The organism is Roseibium hamelinense (assembly GCF_007830545.1).
Classification (GTDB): Bacteria; Pseudomonadota; Alphaproteobacteria; order Rhizobiales; family Stappiaceae; genus Roseibium; species Roseibium hamelinense.
Genome location: NZ_VLLF01000007.1, coordinates 59,629 through 79,049, shown reverse-complemented (window position 1 = coordinate 79,049; position 19,421 = coordinate 59,629). Strand labels below are relative to the sequence as shown.

Below are 19,421 nucleotides of genomic sequence, written 5' to 3'. Positions count from 1 at the left end.
GTTCTCTTCGCAAAAGGCACTTTCCGCAGCGGAAACACCCCCCCCTACCAACCAATTGGTTCGGCTAGATGCCGTTTGTGCTTCGGATGACGAAGAACGGATTGCTTTTCATAAAATGCCCGGCACTATCGAAGGCCTGTGCACTGATCTCCTGACAGGTGTCATCGCAGGCCCATATCCGAAGGATCAGATCGAAATGCGCCTTCGGATCAAAGAGGCGCGCATTGGTGTAGATGGCGGACGCCGACCTGCTTCCGGATATGTCACGGGCGTATGTCCGCATGAAAGTCGGGCTGGCAAAGTCAGCCCAACCACCAGCGGGAACCCACCGGGCTGCTTCCGGACCAGAGCCATCAAGATCTCGCGGAGGTTCCGAGCCTTGGTCCAAGATCCAGTCCAGACGCTTCGTGACACCTCTTGCCAGTGCCTGATCCCGCAGGTCTTCGAAGTCGGCAAGGCTCATCAGAGAAATGCCGGCATGAGCGATGTCTTCATACCGTTGATTGGCGATCTGTGCGTCGGTGCGACCTGCCTCTCGATAGTAGGCCAGCGGCCAATACCGCCAGAGAGGGCCATCCTCATGCGCTTCCCATTCAGACAAGAATTTACCAGCAATTGCCTCCGCCCGGACCGCATCCGGACCGCCGGCTGCGGCAAGAAGCGCTGCAAACGAAACCTGCCAATTCCAAGGTGCGAATTCTCCAGCGAACCGAAACCCACTTTCGGGAGAGATCCGGTACAGCCCCTCAGTCTGATCGAAGTTTTTTGCATAGCCGCTTGCGAGGCACTGCCTTAGTGCAGCAATTTCTCGGCGAAGAGCGTCGGGACACCAATCGCCAAAGCTTGTGCAACTGCGGGTGAGTGCATTGCCGATCATTGCCTGATTGATCAGAAGCGACAATCGCTCTTCTGGATGATCGGAGTAGATGACCGAACTCCAACCACAGCTCGGATTTGCCGGGGTGGCCCTGTCATTAAGGGCGTCGCGCGCGGCGAGCGTGTTTCGGATCGACTTTTCTCCCAAGGCGGCGAACACCGGTGCTTTTGTTTTCTTGTAAAGCTCGGCCAAAGCAGACAGGCGGTAACTCTGGTTCCAGCTTTGCAATCCCTCGGCATCAGATGCGCAGGATTTCGGCTCGCCGGTTTGGCCGAGCAAAAGCCCCATAACCCCCTTGTAAAAGTGGAGACCAGCATCTGAGCCTTCCACCGACACAACAATGATCTTGTCACGAAGATCGTCCGTTTTAACAACGGGTTCAAATCGAGCGGTTCCAGCTGTCCTTAAAGCGGGTGTCAAAGACTGAGCTTCGAGATCGAGCCGAAAAAGGTCCGCTTCCTTCGCGCGACACGGCAGCTGAAGCAGATATCCCCCATCGATTTTACGCATTGATCCCGGCATACACCCCCCAAACTCATAGAGCACTTCTGGGTCCTGTGAGATGCGCCCGGACTCCGATCGCTGGAAACGCAACAGTCGCGCCGGTTCATTCGGACGCCGGACAATCAGGGTAAGCGCTGTCCGGTCAAAGGCAATTACTCGTACCATCGATCCGGCAGGTCTGGACAAGACTACATGGCCGTCTTGCACCAGTTCGACGGTTTTTGACCCGCTCTTCCATGTTCTCACATGAACCAGCGACCCATCCCGCGACAACCGAATTGCGCTGATGCGGGCCAGTCTTTCGCCTCCGCCCCGCATATCGACCGGATCGCCGTTTACCAGCACAGTCGCCTGGTCATCCCCCAGCTCACGGGTGACGACAAGTTGGTTCTTCCCGGACTTGCTAACCGCTTCAACGCACGGGTCTTCGATGCCCTTGGACGTGATCATGCCGTCGGGCAACGATACGCTGACGCTGCGTCCCGGAATGGTCAGGGTAATCGTACCGAAATCTTCCCCGGCCAGAGCCTGTCCTCCAATTCCTGCCAGCGCGCCGCCGATAGAAAGCAGCAAATACCCTGTAAACCTAAGCATTGCCCTGCTCCTCAAAAGTTGAAGTAGATGAACTCTGTCAGGTCGGCGAGCCGGTAGATCTGGAGCATGGATACCACTCCGATCATCGACAGAGCCATTGCCCAACTGGCGGACGGCCGCCAGCGCAACGGCAGAAACCCGTCAGACTTTCTCTGAGCTACAAACTGCTTCACACGAAGCACAGGGTTATATCGTTCGGTGAATTCGATTGAGTTAGGCAGCAGAAAAACAATGCCGGAAAGCATGGCCAACCCAGCCCAAATCGGAGCTGTTTCCAACGTTACGCTTTCCCAGAGTTTGGGTTCGTAGACAGTCGAAAGACCTGTCATGCCAACAAGAATATTGTTCGCGCCTTCGAAGCTTTCAGCCCGGAAGTAAACCCAAGCCACAACTACGGCCAGTAGTGTTAGAGCGCGGGACAGAAACTGCGCCAACGGTGCTGGGAGAACATTCGGAACATAGCCCTTCCCAACAAGTTGCGACCATCCGTGGTTGATAACGAGATAGGCCCCGTGAAGACCGCCCCAGAACACGAAGTTCCAGCTCGCACCGTGCCACAACCCACCCAGCAGCATGGTAATCATCAAGTTGGCTTTTTGGCGTGCGGCACCGCTGCGGTTGCCGCCCAGCAGGATGTAAAGGTAGTCCCGGAGAAAATGTGACAAGGTGATATGCCACCGGCGCCAGAAGTCGGATATGCTGGTTGCTTTATAGGGGGAATTGAAGTTGACCGGCAGGCGGATGCCAAACATCCGGGCGAGACCAAGCGCCATGTCGCAGTAACCGGAGAAATCGAAATAGAGCTGGAAGGTATAGGCAAGCGCCCCAATCCAGGCCGCTTCCATCGGGACGCCCGTGCCTGTTTCTGCAAGGCTAAAAACCGTGTTTGCGTAAGGCGCAATGCCATCTGCCAAAACGATTTTCTTGAACAGGCCGATTGCAAACAGCGTCGCGCCAACCGCAAGGTTCAGCACAAGACGGTTCTGGAAGACCTTCATTTTAAATTGCGGAATTGTCTCTCTCTGCATGACGATCGGGCCAGCAATCAGTTGCGGAAAGAACACTACGAATAGCATGTAACGCGGGAAGTCACAGTCCGAAACATCCCCGCGATACGTGTCGATCAAGAAAGAAATCTGCTGGAACGTAAAGAACGAGATCGCCAGCGGAAGCGCCAGATTCAGGAACGGCACGTCGGCCCCGGCAAGCGCATTCACGTTGCCGATTACGAAATCGGCATATTTGAAGACGGCAATCAATACCAGATTGAAGACAATTCCGGTGATCAGAACAAACCGGTCCCGGACCTTCAGAAGTACGCGATGCAGAGCATAGTTGATCACCACCGAACCAAGGAGTAGCGGTAGGTAAATCGGCTTCCACCAGCCATAGAAGGCGAGCGACGCAAGCGTGAGCCACCAAATAATACCGGTTTCCCAGCGAAAGTGGCGCAAGATCAAAAACCCGATCAAGACCGGAGGCAGAAACAGATAGATGAATTCAAGCGAACTGAAGACCATGGCTCAGCCCTCCTTCTTGGTATTTGCGGATTTAGGTTGCGCGGCGGCTTCATTGGTCTGGGCGTGATGTTCTTGAAGGTATTTCAAAAACTTGCTGCTGCCCTGATGGCCGCGATCTGCGCCTTTTTCGGCAAGTTCAAATGCCCGTTCGAGATCTTGCTCAACAAGTTCACCAGCTGCGTAAAGCTTTGCCAGCTCTTCCATCGCACCAGGATGTCCGACAGCTACGGCGCGTTTCAGCAAATCGACCGCGCCATCGGGCTCAAAACCATGTTGTTGTTTGAGGTGCATGCGGGCAATGTTGGTCAACGCGCCGCCGTGTCCGGCTTTTGCGGCAAGCTGAAACCAATCGAGGGCTGCGCTGATTTCGTCAGGCGAAGGGTCAGCAGCGAGGATCATGTGCCCCAAATCATGCATGGCACCGGCATCACCGAGCTCGGCTGAGCGGACAAACCATTCCTCGGCCTTCGCCAGGTCTTGGGCTACGAATTCCCCGTCGCGATAGATACGGCCAAGGGTCTTCGCCGCACTTGCCGAGCCATCGCGGGCTTTCTTTTCAAGACCTTCCATCGCCCGTGCCGCCCAGAAAAGCGCTTGGTCGCCATCCGGTGTCAGGCCATAGCGGCCATGCATCAAAATGCGGGCGTAGTTGATGGTTGAGGAAGGGTACCCGGCAATCGCGGCCTTTTCATAGTGATGAAATGCTGCAGCCAGATCGCGTTCGGTGCCAATCCCGCGTTCGAAGTGTTTGGCGAGTTGGACATGTGCTTTCGGATAGTCCCATTCGAGGGCCTTTTGAAACCACTGAAGCGCGATTGCAGCGCATTTTTCGCCGGATGAGCGCTGAAACAATCGTCCTAGTTCATAGGCGGTTTCCCCCCGGTAGGCGAAGGAAAAGCGTACCGCTTCCATGAACAAAAGTCGTGCCTGATCAAGATCCGCCTCCATCCCCCAGCCATTCTTGTAGGCCCGGCCAAGATGATACAACGCAACCGGATGACCATCGCTCGCGAGCTGCGCGAGAATTTCTGCAGCATCACCCCACTTGCCGACTTTCTGCAGACCTCGTGCCTGTTTGATCTGTTCTTCGATGGTCGGGTCAATGCGGCTACCCTCTGCTGTGAATTGGACTGGAGCTCCCGACAGGGCAACATAGCCAGTGGCACCAAGGACTGCGGTTACCAAGGCGAATTTCCAGCGCTTGATGTTGTGGTGTTTCTTGTTCATGACCGGGCTCCCTTCCAATACGGAGCGATGTTTGTGAGACTGCTTTCACTTTCGTGCAGGGGCGATGCCGGCACTTCGAAGACTGGGCGGTTTTCCAAAAACGCTTTGAAAGGCGCTCCCGGCAAAATCATCAAACACAGAGCAAGCATCGAACCGGCTGTGTAGCCCAGCAAAAGCAAACGCCATTCGTCGCGGGACAGATAAAACTCACGCATCGGTCCGTCTCCAGATCCGGCAGGAGTTGCCTTCAATCAGTTGCAGCGTGCCGTCGGAGTGCTGTTCGCTGACATCTTTCGCCTGAATGGGGCACACAAGATCTCCACGACGCTCTTGTGCGAGAGCGCGGCTCTCCTGATCCGCTTCGATGAGCTGCTGGAGCTCGCCGACAATTTTGCGCGCGGCTCTCGCGTTGAAATGATAGGCATCCGTGAAGTTGTCGAGTTCCCGCGTAAAGCCGTCATCGAAATCAAAATCAACCACCGGGCCCAAAGCGCTCAAACGCTCGCGAAAGCGATGATTGGCCGCCTGAAGACCGAAGTCGGATATCCTGCGCTGCATCTCGGAAATGGTTGGAGGGATTACGAAAATCAGTTCGACATCGTTCGCATCGCACCAGGCTGAGATCTCTTCGACCATGCTCCACAATTCGTCGGATTGCTTGAACCGGCGCCAGTCGGCGGCCCCGTTGGTACCGACCTGTTTTGCGAACAATTTTGGCAGATCGCGATCAAGAGTTATTTCCGGCCAATACCGGCCCCAGCGTCCGAGACCGAGCCCGCGGTGATGGAAGGCTGCGGGCAGTGTCAGTGTTGTGTGTGGCGCTTGAAGCTTGCAGTCCTCGCACAATTCGGGATCCAAGAGCTCTTCAAGTCCGAGGTGCTCAAGTGCAGCAAATTCAGCAGCCTTGGCCGCGGAGACGGGGTTGAGTGACACTGCTTTCACGGCGTCGGACAGTTGGGGAAAGCGGTCTTCCAGCAGGCGCCAGCCGATCTTTGCGACAAACCAGTTCGAATAGTAGCCAAACGGATCTGCTGCGAGCTCAATAGCTTCCGGAACCCGGTTCATACCGCCTTTGAATCGCGCGTCCATGCTGCGCAATGGCAAGCTGACGATCAGTGTTTCGAGTTCGGAATTTTCGGTGAGGTACTTGAAGGTGTCGTAGATTTCAAAAACGGTCGCGCCGCCGTAGGCGAAATTATACACGTCCGCATTGCCAAGTTCCTGCCAATAGCGATCCTGCAGCGCCCGGGCCCGGCTGTCTCCCAGAACGACCGTCGGCGCTTTGATGCGCGGATATTCGATCATCTTGTAGAGCGGGTAATGCGCCTTCACACTGATTTCGCTCTTGTCGAGACCGAGATCGAAAACACCATTGCGGTCGTAGGCATCAACGACATAGTTGAAGGCGATGGGAGCGAGCGCCACAACAGCGACAACTGCCATCAAGGCTACATATAGTGTTGGTCTGCGGGTCATGGGATTTGTCCTGTCTCAAATTCGATTGGACAGTGCTTTTCAAAAGGTGCGCCAAACTGGCTTTGTAGAAATAAAGACAATAAAAACAATTAGATAAACAGATTTCCAGTTCTGCAAATGCGGATTTCTTCGCGTTGTGAAAAAGGTTTTCTTTGCAAATTGAAAATGGCAAGGGCCGGTCTAAGCCGGCCCTGACAATCCTAAAACACTCATGATCATGGCACTGCTCGGCGGCTCAGCGAGCCCGGCCATCAGCGTCACACCGAGGAAGAGCATTGTGACGTAGAGCAGCGTCAGATAACTCGCCATCGTGTTTTGCAAGGTGGCGATCAAACCGTCGCCTTCCCCCGCACGCTGGTCCCCACGGTTCGACCAGCGTTGCTTCGACAAGCGGAAGATGCAGTAGACCTTCACCGAGGCGTTGATCAGCTGGTTGAAATACAAAATGAACGGATAGCTCAAATCGACTTTCCGCGCGTACTGATAAAGGAAGAGTGACAACAGCATGCGCGTTATCATGATAAAAATCGCATAGCCGACGATATAGGCCGGGCTCAAGAGCACCGATGTGCAAACAGCCAGAACAGGGCTGACCAGCATGGTCCACATGGACACGCGCTGGTCAAGCAAACACCACCAGATGAAAAACGGCATGCGGTGGGGCCCGAGGGCGAGCGCACGCGACCCGTTGCGCAGCATGTTTCCGGACCAGCGGCGGAAATTCTGCACCATCCGGTCCATGCCAGAGCCTTCAATCACTTCAACAGTATAGCCCATGGCATCCGGTACGTAGAGCATGCGGCAGCCCGACTGCAGCATGTAGTACCAGGTGCTTTTGTCGTCGCCCGACAGGAACCGGAACTTGCCCCAGAGCCAATGCTCCAGATGATCGGCCTCCAAAAGCCGGATAAACTGAAGTTTTAGAAGATGATTGGCGCGGAACACCGACATGCGGCCGGTCAAGGTCAGCACCCGGCCGGACAGCGAGTGCGATTGCATGGCGAGCCTGCGCTGGGCAAAACGCATGGTCAGCCAGTTGGCGACCCAGCGCGGACCGATGCACAGCACCTCCTCGTCGGTCGTGCAGGCTTGTAGGTCCGGATACAATTTGAAGAGCGGAAGGCAAGCGCCGACGGCGTTTTTGGCCAGAATGAAGTCGCCATCCATGAAGATGATGAGATCATCATTTTGCACTTCATTCCGGCTCATCGCCCGCAAAACAAGCCCGATGGCAAGCCGCTTGCCCGGTTGGTTTTGGCGGATGATCCTGAGCGTGACGTTCAAATCCGCCATTTCCCGCCTCAACAGATCGCTTATCAGATCCTCATCGTACTGATCGCCCGAGCCGAGCCATATCGTGCCGGGGACACCCGAATCCCGGATTTCCCGGCAAATGGACCGGATCACCTTTTCCGTGATATCCCGGTGTTCCTTGTAAGTGGTCATCATGAAATGCAGGTGCCGGGGGCGCCAGCCAGAGGCCCAAACCTCCTGACCCTCCCGCCGCATTTTCGGATAGACGAAACGGCCGTAGATCCAGGAGCGCACGGCGTGGGTGAACCACCAGCCGTAGCGCCAAATTCCAAGCGCTCCGATCACGAAGGTGATCTGCGACGTAACCGGATCAAAGAACACCGTTTCAACAGTTGTCAGTCCGACGAAGCAAACACCGAAATACAGCGTGATTTGCAGCAGGACAAAAGGCGTCCACTTTGCCCACCCCTTAGGTTGATCGGTGATTTCATCAACGTCGTAGGCAGTTTTCTTGCGTTGGGTCATTGCGCGCCCCGCAAATAGCTGGAAGCGGTCCGGAACACGATGTTGGCTCGGTGGCGTTCAAAGTAAACCGTGACCGGCGTACCGGCTTCCGGGAGAACGTCCGTCACACTGGACAAAACGACTTTGGCAGACCGTGAATCAGGCGCACGAAACCGGTGCATTTGGGTGACTTCGTCAATAAATCCGTCCGTCCGGCTGATCTTTTCAACGGTCGCGAATATCCAGCGGTCCTCACTGGGCACATACAGTTTTGCAGTGCTGCCATGGCGCACGTCGTCGATCTCATCCTGGGTCAAGAACGCCGTAACCTTTCGGCCGTCGTTCTCTTCCAGTACCATAATCGGCTCTCCTGCTTTTACCGTTGTTCCCGGCTCTGCCAGCAGCTGCACAATGCGCGCATCAAACGGGCTGGGCAGCCGTTTTACATCATCGCGCGCCTTCAACTCCGCCAGATGTCGGGCGCGAATAGCCGCTTCTTCCTCAAGACGCTCCACTGCTGCCCCAAGTTCAGCCGCGCGCCCGGCAAACGATGTGCCGGTGTAAAGCTGTGTGCTTTCACCGCTGTCACGCAGCTTTTTAAGTTCGGCAATATGGATTTCCTTGCGCTGGAGATTGGACAACGCTTCGGAATGCTCCAACTCAGCGAGATCAAGATCGGCCTGCACCACATGCCCCTTTTCGAAGAGACGTTGATAGCGCTCCAGCTTCAAGCGCGCTGCATCCCTTGCGAGCATCAGCCCGTCCAGTTGTGTTTCCGCCTGCCGGATATTGTTTTCCGCCACAAGCCTGTAGCCTTCGGCGCGGCTTTGCTCGTCGGCGAGCAGTGCCTTGCTTTCGTTCAGCTCGGCCCGCGTTGTCATCAGGTCGAGTTCCGCACGGCTCACATCGCGTTGCAATTCTTGGTTTCGCAGGTGAACCAACGTTTTACCGGACAGGATACGATCGTCCGGTCTTCCGGCAAGCGATACAATTTGCCCCGATACAGGCGCTGTGATTTGTGTGCGTTCGGCGCTGACGACCGCACTGGACACCTCCAAACGGAAGAGAGATGCGAAAAGATAGATCGCCACGTAACCAAACACGGCGATCCCGAGGGACAGGTAGAAGAGGGTCATGACGATCTGCTTGATTGGCCAGCGGCGCACGGGCATCTGCTGAACAGGGTTGGGGTCAGGTTTGGTGGGAACAGGTGTGACTGGGGTGTCGATCCGAAGGATCGTGTCCTCGACACCGGTCATCTTGCCGCGCACAAGCTCCTCGATGAAGTGGCGCATGAGCGCCGCTTCCCGATCGCCAAGGTCTACGAAGCGAAAGGCTGCCGCGCGGGTGTCCTGGTCCCAGCGGATAACCCGCGCAGGAACCTCGAACGTGATGTTGAAGCCTTGAAACGGCAGCGTGCAAGAAACCGGATGTTCAGCACCGATTTCAAGGCCTGCTTTGAGACCCGCAACTCGGAAACCGCCGAGGCTCCAGTCAGACACATCAAGCGGTTGCTCATCGAGTGTGACACGCATAGGTGCCGACACCCGGTGATGCATTCGTTGGCTTGGTCTTTCGCGCTGGATGTCCACGTTGAACGGTCTCTTCGTTGTAGCTCACTGCCCCCAACGCAAATCAGATGCCAGACCGTCAGAACCCAAGCCCAACTCGGACCTACTCCTTAAGTTATTCAACTTATGAGGAAAATTTTGGAATGACCGGCTGTTGAGCTTCGAGATTTGCAAAATGGGAACAACCGAGACAAAGCGTCCGCATCTTTGCGATTTCGAAAATGCAAAACCGGGCTGCAGTTAAGCAGCCCGGTTTGTGTTTGTCGGATTTGGAAAATCAGATGATAAAAGTGTCGCTGTCATACAGCGAGGCGATCGTCTGGCCCTGAACATTTGCCAAGGTGCACACATCCTGAAAGCTGCCGTCATTTGACAAATCAACAGCAATCGACAATCCGCCCAGGCTCTCAGTCGCCAGGAGCAAATCAAGGAACGTGCTTGCCTCATCACCACCTGCGAGATGGGAAAAGTCCAGCTTGTCTTCGCCGACCTTAAAATCGGTGATCAGATCGGATTGCCCGAGATCATAGGTACGATACACAAAGGTATCTGACCCAGCCCCACCGGTCAGTTCGTCTGCACCGCCAAGACCGCGAATGACGTCGTCGCCACCACCGGCTTCAATGACATTGGCGCCGGATGTTCCCTTCAGGAAGTCATTGCCGTCTCCCGAAATCACGTTGTCAATGTATTTCAGCGTATCGGTACCGATCTCAAGGCCATGCGCCTTTTTATTGTGGAGCATGACAGACAGGTCGGTGTTGAACGCGGAATAGTCGACTGTGTCGTTGCCGCGGCCGCCATGCATCAGATCATCACCGGCATCGCCGAAAAACAGATCATCGTCATGGCCGCCATAAAGTTCATCATCGCCGTTGCCGCCGCGCAGAATGTCGTTGCCCGCGCCACCCTTGATGATGTCCTTGCCGTAGCCACCGTCCATAGTGTCATTGCCTGACCCGCCGATGAGGCTGTCGTCATTGTGCCCACCGGTCATGATGTCGTTGCCGGCACCGCCCTTCAGATCGTCATTGCCATAGTCACCGGACATGGTGTCGTTTCCGGAGCCGCCGATCAGAATATCATTGCCGCGGCCGCCATCCATGACATCGTCGCTGCTCCCGCCTTTCAGATTGTCGTTGCCATAGCCACCGAACAGGGCATCCTCGCCCGAACCGCCCACCAACACATCATCGTCATTGCCTCCGTCCAGGCGGTCATTGCCAGTACCGCCTGTCAGGACATCGTTTCCGTCCTCGCCGTCGAGAACGTCGTCACCATTGTTGCCATTCAGGTTGTCGTCCTGCTTGCCACCCTTCAGGACATCATTTCCTGAATTTCCGTAAAGATCGTCTTTGCCCGACTGGCCGTGCAATTCATCGTTGCCGCTGCCGCCATGCAGATCGTCGCTCCCGTTGTTGCCATAAAGCTTGTCATCTCCCGACCTTCCGTGCAGCTCATCCTGTCCGGTGCCGCCGTTCAGGGTATCGTTGTCAGACCGCTCTATCTCGACCGGGTCAGAGGTTCCAACGCCTTCGGTTGGTGTGTCTTCGCCCTCATCCTGCTGTTGATAATGCGCATTCAGCACCAAGGCGTTGGCAACACCGATATCGACGGTGAAAACGCTGTCGTCAAAGTCGCGGTCGCCGCCATTGTAAAGGTCCTCAAAGCCGAGCGTGAGCGTGCCGGCATCGGTTTTCAAAACACCTGTCGTATGAAGTATGCCATCGGGATTGAGCTCCACGGTCTCGCCGAAGGCTGCCGTGTGGTATGGATCCGTCCTGATCAGAGTCTGTTTGCCATCCGCGGAAAAATGATGGAGCCGCGGCGCATCGCTGTTGATGGTTGCCTGGTTCCCGTCGCTATCGAGAAACATCAATTGCGGCGCATCTTCACCTTCTTGTCGGACATCCAGATCAAGTCCGGCATAGCCGTTGTTCAGACTATAGCCGTTCGAGATGATGAAAAATCCGAGTGTGTCGCCGGCCGAAACATCCAGATACTCCCGGCTTTCACCCTGGATAAGGTTTCCGCCGCTGCCTTTGAGCGAGGCGTTTGGCCACAGGATTTCGACATCGGTGATCAGTCCGTCATCCTGGATCTTGTAATCACCGAATGTGTTCCGGTACCCGGCCGTCTCGCCTTCAAATACGACGGAAACATCATAATCATCAACGATCTCGACACCGGTAACCTCGACAAGGTCTGGGCCGCCAGACCCGTAGATGATATCATTCCCGTTGTCGCCGGATAGCACATCGTCGCCGGTGCCGCCCCAGATTTCATCATTACCGTCCTTGCCGGTGATCGTGTCGTCACCGAAACGTCCGGACATTACATCGGAGTGCCGGGTTCCGTTCAGCACATCGTCTTCATCGGTCCCGATTGTGGGCCGCGTTGCGGGCAAACTTGCCATTGTTGTCTCCTGATCCATTCGGCAGGCACAGGCCCGCCAATCAAGTTGGGAAGGATTTCCAGGCAACGCATGGCAAGTATTGGGCCAGCTGGCTGTGAAGCATAAGTAATTGAAATATTTAAATTATGTGTTTTCAACCCAGTGTTATTCGCATTTTTCGATTTGGAATTGCCGAAATTCGAAACACTGGTTTCATTTATGCATGTGGTGACTTGGACCTCGAATAGGACGCTACCCTACCCCCATGGCTCACCGCAGCCTTCTGCCAAGTTAGGACGTCTCAGCAGTGGATCCCTCGCTGATTGCACGGCATCATATGGGCACGCGCATACGAGTTGCCTGCTCGACCAAGGCCTCATTCATTTCATTCACCTTAGTCTTTCGCCGCCGGAAACAGACGGTATACCGGTCGGTATTTGACCTTTGTCATAATCAAATTGGAAAAGAGTGCATAGAATCAAATTGGGATCGGTGGTTGTGGATTGGGAGTGGAACAGATGTCCGACGCCGCAGATGAAAACGGCACAGAACCGCAGGGCAAAGGCTTTCAGTTTCCAACTGCTTTCACAATTTTATTTGGCCTGATCATTCTTGTCGCCGCAGCGACCTGGATCGTTCCGGCCGGTCAATACGATCGGGTCGAAAACGAGACCTTGGGAAGATCAGTCCCGGTGCCTGGGACCTACCAACAGGTTGAGAGCGAACCTCAGGGCATCGTCGACGTTTTCATGGCTCCGATCCGCGGGCTGTACGACCCCGATACCAACGAGGCGAACGCGATCGATGTTGCCGTTTTCGTTCTGGTCATCGGTGGCTTTCTTATGGTCGTAACCAGAACAGGCGCCATTGACGCGGGGATCGGAAAGGTCATGGTTGCGCTAAAAGGCCATGAGAGATGGATGATCCCTATCCTGATGGCCTTTTTTGCGGCCGGCGGCACCATCTATGGCATGGCAGAGGAGTCGCTGGCTTTCTATGCGCTGGTCATTCCTGTGATGATGCGCGCTGGCTACGACACAGTCACGGGTGTGGCGATCATAATGCTTGGCGCGGGGATCGGCACTCTTGGATCCACGATCAATCCATTTGCAACAGTCATCGCGGCAAACGCCGCTGGTATCCCGTTCACAGATGGAATTTTCGCCCGGATCATCATCCTCGTCTTCGGCTGGCTTGCCTGTGTTGTCTGGGTGATGCGTTACGCCGAACGGGTCAAAGCGAACCCGTCAAGGTCTCTGGTCTACGACATGAAGGCGGCCAACGAGGCCCACTTTTTCAAGGGATCGACCTCACGTGGCAGCGACGATTCCGCAGTCATAGATTTCACGTTGACCCACAAGGTCGTCCTGACCATCTTCGTCGCCAGTTTTGCGCTTCTTATCTATGGTGTTTCCGTCCTTGGTTGGTGGATGGGCGAGATGTCGGCCCTCTTTCTTGCAGCGTCGATCCTTGTCGGTGTCGTAGCCCGGATGGGGGAACATGAATTTGTCGACACCTTCATTGATGGCGCACGTGATCTTTTGGGCGTTGCCCTGATCATCGGTGTCGCTCGCGGTATCGTGGTCGTCATGGATGCGGGCAAGATCACCGACACGATCCTGTTCTGGTCGGAGCAGGCGGTCAGCGGCTTGGGGACGGTTGCCTTCATCAACGTCATGTTCTGGCTCGAGGTGGTCCTGTCCTTCTTTGTGCCGTCTTCCTCCGGTCTTGCCGTTTTGACCATGCCAATCATGGCACCGCTTGCGGACTTTTCCGAGGTGAGCCGGGAGGCCGTTGTTACAGCTTATCAATCGGCCAACGGATTGGTGAACCTGGTTAATCCGACTTTCGCCGTCGTTATGGGAGGTCTTGCAATTGGACGTGTGTCCTACGACAGGTGGCTGCGCTTTACCTGGCCGTTGCTGATCATTTTAGCGGTACTGATCACGATTGTGCTCAGCGTTTCGGTCTGAACCTTTCGGGGAATAGACGGCAGGACCCTGCCGACATGATTTCAACATTGAACAACCGGTCGGGCATGGCAGATGTTTCTTCTCATAGAGCCTCCGGCGATCTCGGCCTGATCGCTTGCACAGCTCTTGTGGTCGGCAACATGATAGGATCCGGGGTGTTCCTGCTGCCTGCGTCTCTTGCCAGTTTCGGAGCTGTTGCCCTGTATGGATGGGTGCTTACGTCAATGGGCGCCATTGTACTCGCCCTTGTTTTTGGGCGGCTCGCAAGGCTAACCGCGAGACCTGGTGGCCCCTACGCCTACACGCGGGAAGGCTTTGGCGATTTTGCGGGTTTCCTGATTGCTTGGGGGTATTGGATTGCCCTTTGGTCGGGGAATGCAGCGGTTGCCGTTGCTTTCGTCGGCTACCTCACTTTCCTGTTTCCGCCCGTTGGCGAAAACAGTCTTTACGGGCTTGGGGCAGCGCTTTCGGCGATCTGGTTCCTGACCATGATCAACATTCGCGGCGTCAAGGAAGCAAGTTTTGTACAGGTGGTGACCACGGTCTTGAAGGTCTTGCCGCTTCTGGCAATCGGTCTGTTCGGCTGGTTCTGGCTGCAACCGGACAATTTCACTCCGATGAATGTCTCCGGACAGTCCAATTTGTCGGCCATTTCGGCCACCGCAGCCCTTACGCTTTGGGCATATCTCGGGCTGGAATCGGCCACCGTTCCCGCAGGCAATGTGTACCGCCCGGAAGTGACAATACCAAGAGCCACCATCATCGGGGTGGTATTCGCGGCCATCCTCTACATATCGGTGACTGCGGTGGCGATCGGAGTGCTGCCCGGGACAATGCTCGCCCTTTCCGCTGCTCCGCTGGCGGATGTTGCAGCTTCTATGTGGGGTGTGATGGGTGGTGTCTTGGTCGCAGCCGGAGCCGTCATTTCCACATTCGGAACCCTCAACGGTTTCACCATGCTTTCGGGGCAGGTTCCCTACGGCGCCGCTCTCGACCGTGTGTTTCCCGACATTTTTGCGAAAGTAACCGACAGTGGCACGCCAGCCAACGCCTTGGTCATTTCAAATCTCCTGGCAAGCGTCTTGGTCATCATGAATTTTTCGAAGGGGCTGGTGGAGGCGTTCACCTTCATCATCCTCCTGGCGACCATGGCAAGTCTTGTCCCCTATGCTTTTTGCGCAGTGGCCGAAATCATGATCCGTCTCAAGCGGGGCGAAAAGCTGAGTGACCCGTCTCTCGTGGGTGTCGGCGGCCTTGGGCTGCTCGGGTTCATCTATTCTCTCTGGGCGATCTACGGCTCTGGGGAGGATGTTGTTTTCTTCGGCTTTCTTTTGTTGCTGTCCGGGATCCCGGTCTACGTACTGATCCGGCTGCGGCAGGCAAGACAGCCGTCTTTTGAAGCTCTCCAATCAGACTGAAGGAGTAGAATATGGCGACGTTGGGCGTTCATTCGGAGATCGGAAAGCTCCGCAAGGTCATGGTGGCGCGTCCCTCGGTGGCACACGAACGCCTGACCCCGGGAAATTGCCATGATCTCCTTTTCGACGATGTTCTGTGGGTGCATCAGGCACGGGTCGATCACGATGACTTCCGGCTGAAAATGAAAGCACATGACGTGGAAGTCGTTGACCTTCAGGACCTTCTTGCAGAAATGCTCGATCAGGTGCCGGAAGGCCGCAAGTTCGTACTCGACCGGCGGATCACCGACAACATGGTTGGACCGGGCTTTGCCCGCATCATGCGGCCGTGGCTGGATGAACTGGAAGGGGTGAAGCTTGCGCGTCTGCTCATGGGGGGCATTACCCTTCACGACCTGCCGCAGGATATGGTCACGCCTTTGGTGCGGTCCGTGATTGATCCGACTGAGTTCCTGCTCAACCCGATCCCGAATTCCCTGTTCCAGCGTGATCCGTCTTGCTGGATATATGGCGGTGTAACGGTGAATCCGATGTTTTGGCCGGCTCGCAAGCCCGAAACGCTCTACCAGCGGGCCGTTTACAAGTTCCATCCGAGTTTCACCAAGGAGGAATTCGACATTTGGTGGGGCGACAGCGACGAAGACTTCGCCAATTCCAGCATGGAGGGCGGTGACGTCATGCCGATCGGCAAAGGCGTCGTCCTGATCGGCATGGGCGAGCGCACCACACGCCAGGCCGTTCAGCAAGTGGCCGAACGGTTATTCGCCAAGGGGGCGGCCGAACGCGTCATCGCGTGCGCCATGCCTAAGAGCCGTGCCGCCATGCATCTGGACACCGTGTTTTCCTGCCTTGACCACGACAAAATCACCGCCTTCCGGGAAGTTGTCGACGAAATCACATGTTTCAGCATTCGTCCGGGAGATGGCGATCAGGTCGTCGATATCCGCAAGGAAGAAGCTCACCTCTTTGATGTCTACAAGGAAGCGCTCGGACTGGATGACTTGCATGTCATTGGCACCGGCGGAAACGACTTCGAGGCGGAACGTGAACAATGGGACGACGGCAACAACGTTGTCGCGCTCAAGCCCGGCGTTGTCGTCGGTTACGACCGCAACACCCATACAAACACACTGCTGCGCAAGGCCGGCATTGAAGTAATCACCATTCACGGATCCGAGCTTGGACGCGGCCGCGGTGGTGGCCATTGCATGACCTGCCCGATTGTACGCGACCTCGCCTATTGAGAATGACCGTTCGCGTCCGAACGCGGGCGAACCCGAAGAAAAAATGGGAGACTTGACATGGCCTTTAACCTTCGTGGCCGCAGCTATTTGAAAATTGCGGACTTCAGCCAGCGCGAAATGCTTTACCTTCTGGATCTTGCACGGGACCTGAAGCGGGCGAAATACGCGCGCGCCGAGCAAAAAGCTCTTCAGGACAAGAACATCTGCCTGATCTTTGAAAAAACCTCGACCCGGACCCGCTGCGCCTTCGAGGTGGCCGCCCACGATCAGGGCGCGCACATCACGTACCTTGATCCATCCGGCTCTCAGATCGGTCACAAGGAATCCATGAAGGATACTGCACGCGTGCTTGGCCGGATGTTCGATGCCATCGAGTTTCGCGGGTCGGGCCAAGACATGGTCGAAGAGCTGTCGAAATACGCCGGCGTACCCGTCTACAATGGACTGACGGATGACTGGCACCCGACACAGATGCTGGCCGACATGCTGACAATGGTCGAGAACTCCGACAAGCCGCGCACCCAGATAGCCTATGCGTTTTGCGGCGACGCCCGCAACAACATGGGCAACTCTCTGCTGATACTGGGTGCCATGATGGGAATGGACGTGCGCATGGTCGCACCGAAGGAAAACCAGAACCACGATGATGTTGTAGAATTGGCCAAGGCGCGGGCGGCGGAAACCGGAGCGCGTATCACCATCACGGATAACGTGGAAGAGGGCGTTAAAGGCGTCGACTTCGTGCACACGGATGTGTGGGTCTCGATGGGCGAACCGGCGGACGTTTGGGAAAGCCGCATCAAGTTGCTGACACCTTATCAGGTCAACATGGACCTGATGAAAAAGACGGGCAATCCGAACGTCAAGTTCATGCACTGCCTGCCGGCCTTCCACAACACGGAGACCAAGGTCGGCAAGGATATCCATGAAAAGTTCGGCATAACGGAAATGGAAGTGACGGAAGAAGTGTTCGAAAGCCCCATGAACATTGCCTTTGAGCAGGCGGAAAACCGTATGCACACCATCAAGGCGATCCTCGTCGCAACCCTTGGAGCATAACGAAATGAGAGTCGTTGTCGCGCTCGGCGGCAACGCTCTTCTCCGGCGCGGAGAAGAGATGACCGCCGACAACCAGCGGGCAAATGCCCGTATCGCCGCCGAAGCTCTTGCGCCGGTTGCGCAGGAGCATGAAACCGTCATCACTCATGGCAACGGGCCACAGGTTGGATTGTTGGCCTTGCAGGAAGCGGCCTACACGGCGATCGACGCGTATCCCCTGGACGTGCTCGTTGGCGAAACCGAAGGCATGATCGGTTACATGATCGAGCAGGAACTGGGCAATCTGTTGCCGTTCGAGAAGCCGCTTGCGACTGTGCTCACCATGGTTGAAGTTGATGCTGCCGATCCTGCCTTCCAGGACCCCACCAAGTTCATCGGCCCGGTCTACAGCAAGGAAGACGCGGAGAGAAATGCGAAGGACAAGGGCTGGAGCATCAAGCCTGACGGCGACAAATGGCGCCGCGTTGTTCCCTCACCTGCTCCCAAGCGCATCTTCCAGGTCCGGCCAATCCGGTGGCTGCTCGAAAAGGGGGCCGTCGTTGTTGCCGCCGGCGGGGGCGGAATCCCGACAATGTACGATGCCGCGCAAAAACTGGTTGGCGTTGAATGTGTTATCGACAAGGACTATTGCTCAGCCATGCTGGCACGGGAAATCGAGGCAGACGTGTTTGTCGTGGCGACGGATGCTGAAGCAGTTTTTCTCGATTGGGGGACCCCTGAACAAAGAGCCGTCCGCCGAGCATCGCCCGACATGTTGGACGCGTATAGCTTTCCCGCCGGATCCATGGGCCCGAAAGTTCAGGCAACGCAGGAATTCGTGCGCGCGACCGGGAAACGGGCAGTGATCTGCGCGCTCAAGGATATTTCCGCTGCCCTACAAGGAGAGGCTGGAACGACAATCGATCCTGAGGCCTGCGAACTTCAGACCGTTTAACCGCAGTCAAACTCTCCGCGACAACGGCATGGCCTACACATCGATACGACAAAAGATTGAGACGACAGGCCTTCACAAGGAGCCCATTGAAAAACCAGCTAAACAGCCTGACGCGAACCAATGCAGTGGTTGCCTGCTTGCCAAATTTGTGGGTTTTTGGCCTCTTTCAGGTCTTTTAATCCGCCGCGAGGAACTGACAAAGCTTTTCCGAGCAGAGTTTTCGCGTTCGAAACCGCGCTCCACGTTTTCGAGCAGACACGCGACTACGCCCACCAACTTAAGCAGAACAAGCATTTCGGCGGAACACATGTCGCAAATCGAACGAGACAGTTGAATACCTGCCACTGTATTTTCCGTATTCAACTGCACGCCATTGTAGCAGTGGGCATTGCCGCCTTGAGCTTTTCATGTTGAGGAGCAGGCCGAACCCCTCCCCCCGCTCCGATATATGCGCTGGTCTGGCCCACTAGCTTTCCAGCCAGGCTTCAGCCTCTTCTTCCCGCTCAGGTTCAAATGCTCTGATGGTTAGACCCGGCATGAGCATGCCTTCGAATTCCGCGACTTTCCGCACCCAATCGGTGTCGCATACAACGGCACATTTTTCGTATTTTCCAATGAGCTGGAACAACGATGGAAGATACTTGAACTCGACAGCCAGCGCTGGCATCTCCGGGATAGCGAAGTCCGTAATGCGGTAAAACAGCTTGCCGGACTGCATGTCCTTAGAGCTCTCAATCAGCCGCTGGAGACCATCCTCCATGCCCTCCGCGTCCAGCTTGCCGCTGAACCTGATATCGACACGATCCGGCGCCGTCTTTTCAACACTCAACATAAAACACCTCCCTGCGTTTACGCAGTAAAGATGTTGAGC

General features: G+C 55.8%; 14 protein-coding genes. 5 read left to right on the top strand and 9 right to left on the bottom strand.

The features are described from left to right. Nucleotides 1-64: 64 nt before the first annotated feature. The 8 genes from JM93_RS14390 to JM93_RS14355 all read right to left on the bottom strand — a co-directional run bounded on the left by JM93_RS14390 (nucleotide 65) and on the right by JM93_RS14355 (nucleotide 11,943). A complete protein-coding gene (locus tag JM93_RS14390; protein ID WP_145344633.1) occupies nucleotides 65-1,975 on the bottom strand; it encodes a hypothetical protein in 1,911 nt (636 codons plus the stop codon). 11 nt (nucleotides 1,976-1,986) lie between these two features. Next, nucleotides 1,987-3,495, bottom strand: coding sequence for an MBOAT family O-acyltransferase (locus tag JM93_RS14385; RefSeq protein WP_145344630.1), 1,509 nt, complete (start codon nucleotides 3,493-3,495; stop codon nucleotides 1,987-1,989). A gap of 3 nt (nucleotides 3,496-3,498) precedes the next feature. Next, complete coding sequence (locus JM93_RS14380) at nucleotides 3,499-4,722, bottom strand: tetratricopeptide repeat protein (RefSeq protein WP_145344627.1); 1,224 nt, start codon at nucleotides 4,720-4,722, stop codon at nucleotides 3,499-3,501. Next, the gene (locus JM93_RS14375; protein ID WP_145344624.1) at nucleotides 4,719-4,937 is read right to left on the bottom strand and encodes a hypothetical protein; all 219 of its coding nucleotides are present in this window, start codon (nucleotides 4,935-4,937) and stop codon (nucleotides 4,719-4,721) included. Before JM93_RS14375 ends, JM93_RS14380 begins: the two co-directional genes overlap by 4 nt. Beyond that, nucleotides 4,930-6,198 (bottom strand): hypothetical protein, encoded by a 1,269-nt coding sequence (locus tag JM93_RS14370; protein ID WP_145344622.1) that lies wholly within the window; start codon nucleotides 6,196-6,198, stop codon nucleotides 4,930-4,932. Before JM93_RS14370 ends, JM93_RS14375 begins: the two co-directional genes overlap by 8 nt. Nucleotides 6,199-6,378: 180 nt before the next feature. Further along, nucleotides 6,379-7,977, bottom strand: coding sequence for a glycosyltransferase (locus JM93_RS14365; RefSeq protein WP_145344619.1), 1,599 nt, complete (start codon nucleotides 7,975-7,977; stop codon nucleotides 6,379-6,381). Next, nucleotides 7,974-9,515: a PilZ domain-containing protein gene (locus tag JM93_RS14360; protein WP_280114432.1), complete on the bottom strand. Its 1,542-nt coding sequence runs from the start codon at nucleotides 9,513-9,515 to the stop codon at nucleotides 7,974-7,976. The genes JM93_RS14365 and JM93_RS14360 overlap by 4 nt, the downstream gene beginning before the upstream one ends. 289 nt (nucleotides 9,516-9,804) lie before the next feature. Next, nucleotides 9,805-11,943, bottom strand: a complete 2,139-nt coding sequence (locus tag JM93_RS14355; RefSeq protein ID WP_145344613.1) for a DUF4114 domain-containing protein — start codon at nucleotides 11,941-11,943, stop codon at nucleotides 9,805-9,807. A 497-nt stretch (nucleotides 11,944-12,440) separates the two neighbouring features. Here JM93_RS14355 and JM93_RS14350 point away from each other — a divergent pair, with 497 nt between their 5' ends. Genes JM93_RS14350 through arcC form a run of 5 tightly spaced genes read left to right on the top strand, consistent with a single transcriptional unit; the run spans nucleotide 12,441 to nucleotide 18,550 of the window. Then, on the top strand, nucleotides 12,441-13,895 hold the full coding sequence (locus JM93_RS14350) for a YfcC family protein (RefSeq protein ID WP_145344611.1): 1,455 nt from the start codon (nucleotides 12,441-12,443) through the stop codon (nucleotides 13,893-13,895). 35 nt (nucleotides 13,896-13,930) lie between these two features. Then, the gene (locus tag JM93_RS14345) at nucleotides 13,931-15,313 is read left to right on the top strand and encodes an amino acid permease (RefSeq protein WP_208995191.1); all 1,383 of its coding nucleotides are present in this window, start codon (nucleotides 13,931-13,933) and stop codon (nucleotides 15,311-15,313) included. A gap of 11 nt (nucleotides 15,314-15,324) precedes the next feature. Continuing rightward, nucleotides 15,325-16,557 carry an arginine deiminase gene (gene arcA, locus JM93_RS14340; RefSeq protein WP_145344608.1) on the top strand — a complete coding sequence of 411 codons (1,233 nt, stop codon included), beginning with the start codon at nucleotides 15,325-15,327 and terminating at the stop codon, nucleotides 16,555-16,557. Nucleotides 16,558-16,614: 57 nt separating this feature from the next. Further along, nucleotides 16,615-17,616, top strand: a complete 1,002-nt coding sequence (locus tag JM93_RS14335; RefSeq protein WP_145344605.1) for an ornithine carbamoyltransferase — start codon at nucleotides 16,615-16,617, stop codon at nucleotides 17,614-17,616. Between the two features lie 4 nt (nucleotides 17,617-17,620). Further along, complete coding sequence (gene arcC, locus JM93_RS14330; RefSeq protein WP_145344601.1) at nucleotides 17,621-18,550, top strand: carbamate kinase; 930 nt, start codon at nucleotides 17,621-17,623, stop codon at nucleotides 18,548-18,550. Between the two features lie 466 nt (nucleotides 18,551-19,016). Here the strand turns inward: arcC and JM93_RS14325 are convergent, their stop codons facing one another. Further along, nucleotides 19,017-19,382, bottom strand: coding sequence for a SpoIIAA family protein (locus tag JM93_RS14325; RefSeq protein WP_145344597.1), 366 nt, complete (start codon nucleotides 19,380-19,382; stop codon nucleotides 19,017-19,019). Between the last annotated feature and the right edge of the window lie 39 nt (nucleotides 19,383-19,421).